The organism is Acinetobacter sp. T63, from assembly GCF_053852345.1.
In genome coordinates, this window is record NZ_CM132659.1 from 2,032,227 (window position 1) to 2,045,234 (window position 13,008).

Annotated in this window: 8 protein-coding genes; 3 read left to right on the top strand and 5 right to left on the bottom strand. The window is 49.7% G+C overall.

Annotated elements, in window-relative coordinates:
• Positions 1-25: 25 nt before the first annotated feature.
• From ACVLR6_RS09795 to ACVLR6_RS09815, 5 genes are read right to left on the bottom strand one after another with little or no spacing between them, the layout of a single operon-like run.
• Positions 26-1,612: an ABC transporter ATP-binding protein gene (locus ACVLR6_RS09795; protein WP_455996176.1), complete on the bottom strand. Its 1,587-nt coding sequence runs from the start codon at positions 1,610-1,612 to the stop codon at positions 26-28.
• On the bottom strand, positions 1,587-2,600 hold the full coding sequence (locus ACVLR6_RS09800) for an ABC transporter permease (protein ID WP_104489770.1): 1,014 nt from the start codon (positions 2,598-2,600) through the stop codon (positions 1,587-1,589). Before ACVLR6_RS09800 ends, ACVLR6_RS09795 begins: the two co-directional genes overlap by 26 nt.
• Positions 2,600-3,670, bottom strand: a complete 1,071-nt coding sequence (locus tag ACVLR6_RS09805; protein WP_005179212.1) for a microcin C ABC transporter permease YejB — start codon at positions 3,668-3,670, stop codon at positions 2,600-2,602. The genes ACVLR6_RS09800 and ACVLR6_RS09805 overlap by 1 nt, the downstream gene beginning before the upstream one ends.
• A 29-nt stretch (positions 3,671-3,699) precedes the next feature.
• Complete coding sequence (locus ACVLR6_RS09810; RefSeq protein WP_180192082.1) at positions 3,700-5,538, bottom strand: extracellular solute-binding protein; 1,839 nt, start codon at positions 5,536-5,538, stop codon at positions 3,700-3,702.
• A 27-nt stretch (positions 5,539-5,565) separates the two neighbouring features.
• Positions 5,566-8,775 carry a LysM peptidoglycan-binding domain-containing protein gene (locus ACVLR6_RS09815; RefSeq protein ID WP_455995100.1) on the bottom strand — a complete coding sequence of 1,070 codons (3,210 nt, stop codon included), beginning with the start codon at positions 8,773-8,775 and terminating at the stop codon, positions 5,566-5,568.
• 206 nt (positions 8,776-8,981) lie between these two features.
• On the opposite strand from ACVLR6_RS09815, the gene dnaQ reads away from it, so the two are divergent.
• The 3 genes from dnaQ to nudC all read left to right on the top strand — a co-directional run bounded on the left by dnaQ (position 8,982) and on the right by nudC (position 13,005).
• Positions 8,982-10,469 carry a DNA polymerase III subunit epsilon gene (gene dnaQ / locus ACVLR6_RS09820; protein WP_455995101.1) on the top strand — a complete coding sequence of 496 codons (1,488 nt, stop codon included), beginning with the start codon at positions 8,982-8,984 and terminating at the stop codon, positions 10,467-10,469.
• Positions 10,470-10,594: 125 nt separating this feature from the next.
• Entirely contained in the window at positions 10,595-12,238 is a 1,644-nt protein-coding gene (locus ACVLR6_RS09825) for a chemotaxis protein (protein WP_455995102.1), read from the top strand.
• The gene (gene nudC, locus ACVLR6_RS09830; protein WP_455995103.1) at positions 12,238-13,005 is read left to right on the top strand and encodes an NAD(+) diphosphatase; all 768 of its coding nucleotides are present in this window, start codon (positions 12,238-12,240) and stop codon (positions 13,003-13,005) included. The genes ACVLR6_RS09825 and nudC overlap by 1 nt, the downstream gene beginning before the upstream one ends.
• The last annotated feature ends 3 nt before the right edge of the window (positions 13,006-13,008 follow it).

Here is a 13,008-nt window from a genome sequence, read left to right on the forward strand (position 1 = left end):
TCGTATTGTCAAAAATAGTCACAGATCAATATTGACTGGCCTGAATCAGCTGCCGGGTATAGTCAGTTTGTGGCTGTGCAAACAGATCTTCAGTACGCTGGAATTCCATCACCTTGGCATGTTTCAGCACCAATACCTTCTGACACAAGGCCTTGACCACCTGCAAATCATGGCTGATAAACAGATAGCTCATCTGCTCCTGCTGCTGCAAACGCCGCAACAGTTTAACGATGGCGCGTTGTGTGGTGCGGTCCAGCGCCGAGGTCGGCTCATCCAGAATCAGCAGTTTCGGTTTCAGCACCAGCGCACGTGCCAGTGCAATCCGTTGCCGCTGTCCACCGGATAGTTCATGCGGATAACGGGTTTTAAAACTGACCGGCAATTCAACTTTTTCCAGTGCCAGATCAATACGCTGCTGAATTTCGGATGCTGACAGCTTTTGTAAGGCCAGCCCTTCGCCAATGGTCTGCTCGACATTTAAACGCGGATTCAGACTGCTAAACGGGTCCTGAAATACAATCTGAAATTCACTGCGTAATGGCCGCAGCTGCTTTTCCGAAAGCCGGTTCAGGTCCTGCCCCAGCAAATCAATTTTGCCCTCACTGGCAGTTAAACGTGAAATCGCCAGTGCCAGCGAGCTTTTACCGGAACCACTTTCCCCGACAATACCGATGGATTCGCCTTGGGCCAGATTTAAATCCAGCGGCTCCACCGCGACAAAATAATTTTTGACCCGATTGAGTAAACCCTGCTTAATGGGAAACTTCACACCCAGTTGTTGCAGTTGCAATAAAGGCTGAGTCGCCTCTACCTGTAAAGCCTGACCAAAATCATGATGCAGCAGTTCCCGGGTATAGGCCTGCTGCGGCGCATGAAAGACCTGTTCAACCGGCCCCTGCTCCTCGACCTGGCCTTTGTTCATGACAACGACCTGATCGGCATAATGCCGCACCAGATTCAAATCATGGCTGATTAAAATCATGGCCATCTGCAGGCTGCGCTGTAAGCTTTGCAGCAGATCCAGAATTTGCGCCTGTAAAGTTACATCCAGCGCAGTGGTCGGTTCATCGGCAATCAGGATGTCCGGATCAAGCGCCAAGGCCATGGCAATCATCACCCGCTGGCGCTGCCCGCCAGACAGTTCATGCGGATAACGCTTCAGTTTATCTTCCGGCTGGGGAATGCCAACATCTTGCAGCAATTGCAGCACGCGTTGCCGGGTTTCCGCCTTGGAATGCCCCTGTAACAGCAGGCTTTCGCCAATAATTTTTTCTACCCGATGCAGCGGATTTAATGCCGTCATCGGCTCCTGAAAAATCATGGCAATGCGCTGGCCGCGAATCTGGCGTAGTTGTACCGGATTCAGCTGTAGCAGATCCTGCCCCTGAAACAGTGCCTGCCCCTGAATCTGTAGCTGACTCGGCAACAAGCCCAGCAAGGCCAGACTACTGACCGATTTGCCCGAACCACTCTCGCCGACCAGCGCCAGCGTTTCGCCAGCGTGCAATTCAAAACTTAAATTGTGCACCAATAGCTGCTGTTGATGCTGAATCTGGAGCTGCTGTACCGTCAGCACCGGCGTGCGCTTACTGGCGTCTTGGATCGAATGCATCACGGGTCGCCTCTCCAATATAAATCAGTAAAGATAAAACAATCGCCAGGGTAAAAAAGCCCGACAATGCCAGCCACGGCGCATTTAAATTATTTTTGCCCTGTAACAGCAGTTCGCCTAACGATGCGGCATCGGGCGGCAAACCATAGCCGAGGAAATCCAGTGCAGTCAGCGCGGTAATATTCGCAGTCAGCATAAAGGGCAGTTGCGACAGACTTGAACTCATGGCATTGGGCAAGATGTGCCGGAACATGATGGTACGGTCGCTCACACCCAGGCTGCGGGCAGCACGGACATAATCAAAATTACGTGCCCTTAAAAATTCGGCCCGGACCAGTCCGACCAAGGTTGGCCAGCCAAACAGCAGCATAATCAGAAACAGCCAGTACACGCTTGGGCTAAACATACTGACCAGAATCATTACCATGAACAGCATTGGTAAACCACCCCAGACTTCCAGAATCCGCTGTCCCAGCAAATCGACCCAGCCGCCATAATAGCCCTGTATCGCCCCGACGATAATGCCAAGTGCAGCAGAGGCCAGCGTTAAGGCAAATCCGAATAGCAGTGATACCCGCAGGCCATAGAGAATCCGCGCTAGTACATCTCGGCCCTGATCATCGGTCCCGAGCCAGTTATCGCTGGTCGGTGGTGACGGCACCGGCACAGCCAGCTCTAAATTCGGCGATTGATAAGAATATTCAATCAGTGGCCAGATGGCCCAGCCCTTGTCCTGAATCAGTTGCTGCACGGCCGGGTCCTTATATTCTGCTTCGGTTTCAAAGACCCCGCCAAAAGTGGTTTCAGGATAAGCCTTGAACACCGGCATATATAAGCTGTTTTCATATTTGACCAGCAGCGGCTTGTCATTGGCGATCAGCTCGGCTGCTAAGGACAAGATAAAAATCAGGGCAAAGGCGATAAAACAGCCAAATCCCAACCGGTTCTGTTTAAAACGCTGGAGCCGCGCCTGCATTAAGGGAGACATTATTTGGCCCCCCGTGATTCAAAATTAATCCGTGGATCAATGACCTGATACAGCACATCGCTGATCAGTCTGAGGACTAATCCTAACAAGGTAAAAATAAACAGGGTGCCAAAAATTACTGGATAATCACGCTGTACAATCGCTTCAAAGCCCAGCAATCCCAGACCATCGAGGTTAAAAATAATTTCAATAAACAGGTTACCGACAAAGAAAATCCCAATTAATGCTTCCGGCAGGCCAGCAATCACAATTAGCATGGCGTTACGAAAAACATGGCCATACAGCACCCGCGATTCGGTCAGGCCTTTGGAGCGTGCCGCCAGCACATACTGTTTATTCAGTTCTTCCATAAACGAGTATTTGGTTAAGTAGGTCAACCCGGCAAATCCACCAATCACCATCGCCAGCAGCGGCAAGGTCATATGCCAGAAATAGTCTTTGATTTTACCCAGCAGACTCAGCTGATCGAAGTTTTCCGAGACCAATCCCTGTAGCGGGAACCACTGAAAATAGGAACCACCGGCAAAAAATACAATCAATAAAATCGCAAAAGCAAAGGCCGGAATGGCATAGCCAATGGCCAGCAAAATAGACGTGGCTTTATCAAAGATCAGACCATGCTGACGGGCTTTTTTTATCCCGAGTGGAATAGACACCAGATAAATCAGCAAGGTGCTCCACAATCCTAAAGACAGCGATACCGGCAGTTTTTCCCACAGCAGCTGGGTCACCGGCTTGTCTTTAAAAAAGCTGGTGCCAAAATCAAATTGCAGATAGCTGCTCAGCATTAGCCAGAAACGCTCATGAATTGGTTTATCAAACCCATATTGCGCTTCAATTTTAGCCACCATTTCATCACTTAGACCTTTGGCGCCCTGATAGGGCGTTGAACCGGCCGCAGCAGTTTCGGCACTGCCACTCCCGCCCATGCCCTGAAAGGCTTCTGCCTGCTGAATTGCCTGCTCGACCGGACCGCCCGGGGCAATCTGGATCACAATAAAGTTAATCAGCAAAATCAGAAACAGTGTGGGAATAATCAGCAACACACGTTTCAGGATATAGGTTCCCATGCGCTCAGCATCCTTGTGGCAAAGCCAGCTTATTGTTTACGCAGATACTGGGCTACTTTTTGCGCCCCGGCTGCATCACTCCACCAGTAATCAAGTCCAATGGAAAGTTTTGGTTTTATTTTCGGTTGTTGGTACATATTCCAGTAGGCCAGCCAGTGCTCGCCTTTGCCATAGGTCGGAATCTGGTAATAACCAGCGCGTAATAAGCGGTCCAGCACTTTGGTCCGGACAATCAGCTGCTGGCGGTCAGGCGCGTAAATAATTTTCTGAATGATGTCATCAATGACCGGATTCTTGATGCCGGCATAATTATAATTGCCCGGCTGATCTGCCGCGGCACTGCTCCAGAATTGCGCCTGTTCATTGCCCGGACTTAAGGACTGTGGCAAGACCATGGTGCTTAAGTCAAATTCTGCCCGGCGCATCCGTTCAATATATTGCGGCACATCGACCTGACGGATATTCACCACAATCCCCAGACGTTTTAAATTGCGCACAAAAGGCATTAAAGTACGCTGCAAGCCATCCTGATGAATTAAAAATTCCAGCTGGATGGTGTTGCCTTTCGGATCAAGCAAACGGCCATCCTTGAAGCGATAGCCGGCATTCAGCAGGATCTGCCGGGCTTTGAGCAGACCGCTGCGGTTAAAACCGCTGGCATCACTGACCGGGAATTTCCAGTTGGCCAGCACCCCCTGACGCTGCACCGGATGCAACTGTTTTAAATACGGCTTTAACAGTGCCAGCTCCGCCGCGCTTGGACGACCTTTGGCTTCCAGTTCGCTATTACTAAAATAACTTTGCAAACGCTGATACTGTCCGTAAAACAGGGCTTTATTCTGCCATTCAAAATCATAGGCATGGCTGAGCGCCTGACGGAAATGAATATCCTGCATCGGTGCACGCCGGGTATTAAACACAAAACTTTGTGTTGGCACCGGGTTTTCATGCCGGAACTTATATTTCACCACCATCCCCGCTTTCACTGCCGGGAACTGATATTCCGTCACCCATTTGCGCGCGGTATATTCTTCATGCAGCGTGTATTGGCCCGACTTAAAGCCTTCAAAGGCCACATCCATATTGCGGTAATAGACAAATTTAAGCCGGTCAAAGTTATAACGGCCCTTATTTACCGGCAGATCTTTGCCCCAATAGTTCGGATTGCGCTTATAAGTAATACTGCGTCCGGCATCAATCCGTTCAATCAGATACGGGCCTGACCCCAGCATCGGCTGCAAGGTAATCCGGCTAAAGTCCTTGCCCTGCCAGTCTTTCTGGGAATAAATCGGTAAGGCCGATAAAATCAGCGGCATTTCACTGTTGTTATCGGATTTAAAGGTCATTTTGACCTGATGTCTGGACAAGACCTCGGTTTTATCCAAATCGGCAATATACATCTGCAAACCCGGATTAGATTTGCTCTGGAAGGTATCAAAACTGAATTTGACATCAGCCGCGGTAACCGGGGTGCCATCGCTAAAACGCGCTTTTGGATTCAGATGAAAAATGACAAATTTAGTCTGCTTCGGGTCATAAGTCACTTTTTCTGCCAGCAGTGGATACATCACCCCCGGCTCATCTAGCGAGCTGGTCATGAGCGAATCAAACAGATAATTCACCCCATCGGTCGCACTGCCCTTACCGTTCATGCTGTTCAGGTTGTCAAAAGTGCCATTGCTGGACTGACTCAGTATGCCACCTTTCGGTGCTTGCGGATTGGCATAGGGCATGGCCGCAAGCTGGCTGTATTTCGGACTGCTGTGCAGCGCGATATACGGCGTGGTCTGCAGCGCAGCCCAGCTCCAGCTTGAGGTCAAGGCCAGTGCTGTCGCCACAGCACTCAAGCGATATAAAGATCTGTTCATGCGGTCACGACTCCTTGTGCCCGGCAATTACAGATTCGGAACCTTGATGATCTCTCCAATACGCAGCTGCGTATTCGGTTTAATCTCGTTCATATCGGCCAGTTCACTGGTTTCCAGACCATAACGGCTGGCCAACCCAATCAGGGTATCACCGCGCTTGACCTTATATTCCGTTATGGTTTTCGGCAATTGCAGGGTTTGGCCAACTCTTAAACCGGCACGCGGACTCAGGCCATTCAAGGCCGCCAGTTCAGCGACCGAAATACCGGTACGGCTGGCAATGGCATTTAAGGACTCACCGGCTTTAACGGTATAGGCTTCGGTTGCTTTACCCGTGCTGGCGCTGCTCACCGCTGCACTTTCCGCGGCACGGTTGCTACTGCTGTCCAGATCACCTTCAATTTTTAAACGCTGGCCAATCCGCAGTGCAGCAGTACGTGGCAGATCATTTAGTGCGGCCAGATAGTTCAGCTGCAAATGATATTTACGCGCAATACTATTTAAGGTCTCACCCGATTTTACAATATGAATATCAGAGTTTGCCGCAGTTGTGCTGACCTTACTTTCTTCCACTAGCGCTGGCTCACCGCTGAGTTTCAGGCGCTGGCCGGTACGTAAACCGGCAGTCCGGCTGATGCCATTTAAACTGGCAATCTGCTCCAGACTCAGGTTATAGCGGTTGGCAATGGCAGTTAAGGTATCTCCCGACTGTACTGTATAACTATCCGGGATGGTCGAACCGGCGGGAATTTTTAAAGTTTGTCCAATTCGCAGGCCGGTATTGGTCGAAATCTGGTTTAAGGCGGCCAGATCAGCCAGACTCATTTTGCTTTGTGCGGCCACACTCGATAAGGTGTCACCACGCTGGACAGTATAGTTTTCTGTTTTAATCTCAGCAGTTGACGTACTTGGCGCTGCACGACGACTCTCTGCGGCCGTTTCAGTTTTTGCTTCGGCTTTTGAGTCACTTACAGGCACATTAATCCGCTGTCCAACCAGCAAACTGCTGCCCGCAGTCAGACCCGGAGTTAAGGCTGCCAGTTCTGCATTGGACAAGCCATGACGGTCCGCAATCAGTTTCAGATATTCACCGCGCTTCACCGTATAGCTTTGCGTGGCCACTTTGGTTTCAGCCGCTTTCTGCTCAGCTGCCTTGGCACGCATCTCTGCTGTTTCTTGCAGATTCAGCTTCTGGCCGACAAACAGGCCACTGCTTGTGTTCAGATTATTGTAATCCGCCAGTTGCTTGACCGATAAACCAAACTGATTGGCCACGCCGGTTAAGGTATCGTTAGCTTTAACCACATAGGATTCCGGCTGCTCTTTGGCTTTGGCTGGCGCGGCAGCTTGTGGTTTGGCATCATATAAATAGATGGTGGTACCGGCATATAAAGTCGAGTTTGGATCAATCTGGTTCCATTTTGCCACATCACGCCAGTTCACCCCATTTTTCATGGCAATCAGCACCAGGGTATCGCCGGCCTGTACCGTATAGGTACTGCGCTTGCCTTTTGGCGGCACCACCACCACTTCAGTGTCGGTCTTGATTACGTTTTTGCCCTGGTTCCGCTGGGCTTCATCTGAATCTGGACGGGTGCTATCCGCGACACTTTTCGGGTAAGCAAAACCTTTGGTCAGCTCTTTGCCTTGCTGCTCGGCCACCGACAGACTGGTCTGAATCGCGGTCAGCTTAATTTTGCCATCATAAGGATCGACAATTTCAGTGCCTTGTGGTGCAATTTCTTTTAACTCGGCCACCACCTGCGCCTGTTCAGCCTGAGAGGCCACCGGCTGCAACACCTCTTCTACCGTTTTGTTCTGGTCTTCAGTTTTCACTGCCGCCAGAATCTGTTCACGTTCTGCTGCTGAAATTGGCGGTTCGACCTTCACCGGCTGAATATTCTGTGCCGGGGTAATGGCCACCGGAATACGTGGAGCACTTGGAATATCTGAATTGGCCGCAAAAGAGGCCAAAGCCGATGAACCGCGTGGCGTACTGATCCGTTTGGTGCTGATTGTAGTCGTGCTGCTAGCAGTTTTGGCTGTGCTCGCTGGTGTAGTCGTAGCAGTACGCTGAGTCACACTGGCCGTCAAAGCGGGTGTGGTGGTTTTTGTAGCTGGGGCACTGGTCGTGGTCTGCGTCGTCACACTAGGACGAGTGTTGCTGGCCAGCAATCCACCACCTTGCAGGTTTTTCAGACGTTCATCGACTGTTGGGCTTAAATCGGCTGGAATCAGAATCCGCATCGGGCTGGCACTGTCAATTCGGTCAGTACGATGGCCCGGGTTCAGTGCATATAACTCGGCACGGCTAAGACCAGTAATATTGGCCACATCATTTAAATTCACCGCTCCGACCGTCACTTCACGGAAATGGGGACGGTTGGCAATTGGCGGCAAACGCACCCCGTAGGCACCTGGATTTTTAATAATTTGCGCCACTGCCAGGAAACGCGGCACATAGTTCATGGTTTCCTGTGGCAATTTCAGTGACCAGTAATCGGTCGGTAAACCGGCAGCCTTGTTACGGTTAATCGCCTGCTGAATACGGCCCGGTCCGGCATTATAAGCGGCCAGAGCCAACTCCCAGGAACCAAACTGGTTATACAGGCTACCGAGGAATTCATAGGCAGCACGGGTCGATTCGACCACATCACGGCGGCCATCATACAGCGGGGTCTGTTTCAGACCATAAATACGTCCGGTACTTGGAATAAACTGCCATAAACCGGCTGCAGCAGCGCTACTGGTTGCTGCCGGGTCGTACGAACTTTCAATGACTGGTAATAATGCCAGTTCGGTCGGCATGCCACGGCGCTCGGCTTCTTTAACTGTGTGATACAGATAACGTGAAGCACGCGCACTTAAACGGTCAATATACGGCTGACGTGAAATAAACCAGCCGCGCTGCGCTTCAATACGCGGATTCCAGTGTTCCAGATCCATTTTGAAACCTACGGTCATACGCTTCCAGACATCACCGTGTTTTAAAATCAGTAAACGGTCGCCTTCTACCGCGCGCATGTCGGTGGCCGACAATAAATCTTCCAGTGAATCTAAACTGCTGGCGTCCAGATAACCTGAACCAACCTGACTCGACGTTGACGCTTTGCTGGCACTTTGTGTAGAGGTACAGCCGGTGCTGATGCCGAGCGCGGCCAGCGCTGAACCCAAAACTGTAATTTTAAATAGTGCCGGGACCATAGGCTGCCACATGCGTGTGGTTGGTTTATACATAGGAAATCCAAACAACTCGTCTATAAATTATTTTTTAGATTTGACATTGTAGTGAAGCATCACTACGACACAAGGTTTTACTCTAGCGCGATTCTAATATAAATGTTACAAGAAATTAAAAAATTGACGTCTTCGGCGTTTCTGATCTGCAATTGCGTTATACAATAGCGGCTCGGTTTTTATTTGGCTCTTTTTGGATTTGGCTTATGTCTCAAACAATCACACTATATGTGGATGGTGCTTGTCGTGGAAACCCTGGCTTGGGCGGTTGGGGTGCATATGTCATTACAGAAACCCAGCAGCACAAACTTTATGGCGGTGAACTGGAAACCACCAACAACCGTATGGAACTGACGGCAGCCATTGAAGGCATTCAGTTCTGCCCGGCAGAGGCCAAACTGATTCTCTGGACCGATTCCAACTATGTCAAACGCGGCATAACCGAATGGATTTCCGGCTGGAAAAAGAAAAACTGGAAAGATGTGAAAAACCCGGACTTATGGCAAAAACTGGATGCCATCTGTCAGGGTCGTGAAATTGAATGGCACTGGATTAAAGGTCACGCTGGCCATGCTGGCAATGAAATGGCCGATCAGCTGGCCAACAAAGGGGCCGATCTAGTATTTGCACAGCAGGTCAAAGTGACGCCGGTACAAATCATTACTGAAGATAAAAGCGCTGAGTCTGAAGTCATCCCGCCGGGCACGGCTAAAAAAAAAGCAGAATCTGACTGGTTGCTCGACGACCCTTTTGGCTTCGATCTAGACGACAGCCAACTAGACGTTGAAGTCGAAGAAGAACTGCTAATGGTGCAGGAGGATCATCTCAGTCTGACCCAGCACAGCATTACCGTGACGCAAACCCTCAGTCAAAATGACAGCCCGAATCAGAACGAAGTCCTGATCCAAGATGAAACCCAGAACCAGAGTGCAACAGCGCCAGCAAACACGTCATCGCATCCCCATATTGTGATTACCCCGGCCACGGTTCAGGCTTATGGTCCACGCCAGCTGATTCTGGATACGGAAACCACCGGTTTTTATTATCAGGATGGTGACCGGATTATTGAAGTCGGCGCGATTGAAATGGTCAACCGCAAACTGACCGGCAGCTCGATTCATATTTATATCAACCCGGAAAAACCGGTCGGTGAATCGGAAGTGGTGCACGGTATTTCGGATGAGTTTTTAAAAGACAAGCCGAAGTATGCCGAAATTGCTGCAGTGCTGTATGACTATTTAAAAGGCGCGGAAATTATTGCGCATAACGCCACCTTCGATATGAACTTCCTGGATATGGAGTTTAACCGCTGTGGTCTAGGCGATTTATCGGCGGTGTGTGAAGTCACCGATACCCTGGTAATGGCCAAAAACAAGCATCCGGGACAAAAGAACTCGCTCGATGCCTTAGTGAAGCGTTATGAAATTCCGGCGCGTGACCGTACCTTCCACGGCGCCTTGCTCGATGCTGAAATTTTGGCCGATGTCTATCTGGCCATGACCGGTGGCCAGGTATCCTTTGATATGGATGCCCTGTCAGCTCATCATGAAGAACAAAGCGGTGAATCGGGTCGTCGCAGCATTGAAATGGAATTGCCGGTGATTCTGCCTTCTGCCGCAGAGCTGGAAGCACATGAGAATTGGGTCAAACAATTTGAAGAAAAGCATGGACAGCCCTGCTTTTTTGCCAAATAAAAAACCGACGATTGTAATTTTTTGTATTTAATCTGTTCCTAGTTCAGTTATAGTTAAGATAAACAGGTCTGCTGTTTTTGCAGCAGGCCCATAAACAGATAAAACACTAGGAAAGGTGCAGATACATGTCTTACCAAACCTCTATTCATTTTGATCCGACTGCGTTACTGATAATAAAAAATGAGGTTGATAATTCAATCAAATTGGTGGAATCCGCAGTCAGCACCTTGGCAGAAGATCAGACTTTACCTTTCGGGATTGATGATGCCCTTAACCAGTTTGAGCAATGTGCCCAGGTACTGGCCCTGATTGATATGTCGAGCCTGGCAAAAATTGCCCAATATTCAGCAGAATTAATGCGCAAGATTATGGGGAATCCGGCGCAAATTAAAACTGAAGACGTGATTGCCTTAAGTGAAGGCACCACCATGCTCAAGCGCTACATCGAATTTATTTGTCTGCGCGAAGTTAAAATTCCACAGTTCCTGCTCGATACCTTAAACCGTCTGGAACGTGCCTTGGGTAAACCACTCACCCAGGAAGGCCAGCATATTGAATCTCTGCTGGACTGTATTCACCCGGAATTCAAATTGCCACAAGCACCCGGTCTGGAAAAATCAGGCTATGTGCATCAGCTGTATAAACTGTCACTGTACAAACTGCTGAAGCAGGAAGAATCCGAGCTGGATCTGCAAGCCATGAAACTGGTCGGCACCTATTTAGCCGGTCTATCCGCCCAGCATCCAAGCCAACAATACTGGAATCTGGTCTATGTGGCGTTAAACCAGATTGATAACCTGCTGCTGAATGAACCACGTTTACGCACCTTAATCAGTATTGAACTGAATATGCGTCAATACTTTGCCGCACCAGACAGCTTCCAGGCCCAGTTAAGTGATCTGGCCAACATCCTGAGCCTGTGCATTAGCCAGGAAGATCAGGTGGCCCAGCACATCCGCGAACAGCTGAATATTGGTGAAGACCTGCTGACTGACACCCAGTTACAGGTCTTCAGCCGTCATCTGTATGGTCCGGATTTTGAAACCATGCAGACCATCAGTGCTCTGGCGACCAGCGAAATGGCGCAGATTCGCAATGACATCGAATACAACTACCAGAACATGACCCCTGAAAAAACCCAGGAGTTGCAAACCAAGCTCAAAGATCTGGCCAACATATTTAAAGTACTGAACCTGAATGAAGCCCACCGTGATCTGCTGGTTCAGGCCGACGCCTTGAGTCAGGCCGAAGTGCTCAAAGAAGAAAGCTTTGCCCAGCAGCTGATGAACACCATTTTGTCGGCGATGAACTCGATTGGGGTGCTGGAGCGTCATCATACTTCTAGCCGTTTACAGCTGCGTGTTAACAACATGCACATTTCGCTGGACCGTTTAGATGAAGCGCATGAAGTATTGCTGAGCGAAACCAAAACCTTAATTGATCTGGCTCAGCAGATTCTGGTGCAGCACGTTCAGGATCAGGATGTGCATTTATTGGAAAACACCTGTACCCAGCTGCGTGAAGTGGCCGGTGCCCTGCTGTTCCTGAATGAAGAAAAAGGCCAGCAGGCGCTGCTGACTGCCGCTGACTTTATCTATCGTAAATGCGAAGCCGGTGAAACGCTCAGTAGTGACGAGCTGAATGCCGTGTTAGACACCTTGGCCGGTGCCGACATGCTGATTGACAATTTAAAAAACAAACAGCCTGTTTTACAGTCGATGTTTGATGTAGCATTGGCAAGTAGCGAAAAACTGAAAGCTGTAGCCTAATGTCTGAACTCTCACTTGCCTATATTTTTCACCAACAGCAATTGCTGGTCGATGAACAGTTTCAACTGCCCCGAGTTGAAAAATTAGCAAGTGACCTGTCTACGGGCAATCAGGTGATTGCCCGCGACTTACTCCCCGATGAGCCCATTCCTGAAGGCTATCAATTATTGCCAATTCGCCAGCTGTTACAGTTCTGGAACAGTGCCGAATTTGAACAGGCCAGCCGTTCAATCCAGTTGCTAGAATGGCGTCGTAATCACCGTTTTTGCAGCCACTGCGGCCATCCAACCGAAGCGCATGCCACCGAATATGCCATGGTTTGCCCGGTCTGCCAGTATCGCCAATATCCACGTGTACAACCCTGTGTCATTACCGTCATTACCCGCGGTGAAGATGAAATTCTGCTGGCCAAAAATGCGCGAAACACCACCAATATGTATGGCCTGATTGCCGGTTTTGTTGAGGTGGGAGAAACCTTGGAAGAAGCGGTACGCCGTGAAACCGCGGAAGAAGTCGGTATCCAGCTAAAGAATATTCAGTATCTGGCCAGTCAGCCCTGGCCTTTTCCAAGCAACCTGATGATTGCCTTTAAAGCCGAATATGCCGGTGGTGAACTGCAGTTACAGGAAGAAGAAATCAGCGACGCACAATTCTTTAAATTTGATCAGCTGCCGAATATTCCATTCAAAGGCAGTATCGCCCATGCCATGATCAAACACGTGACCGAAGGCTCTGCCGTCGCCGACGACAGCAAAGCCTGGCTCTAAAGA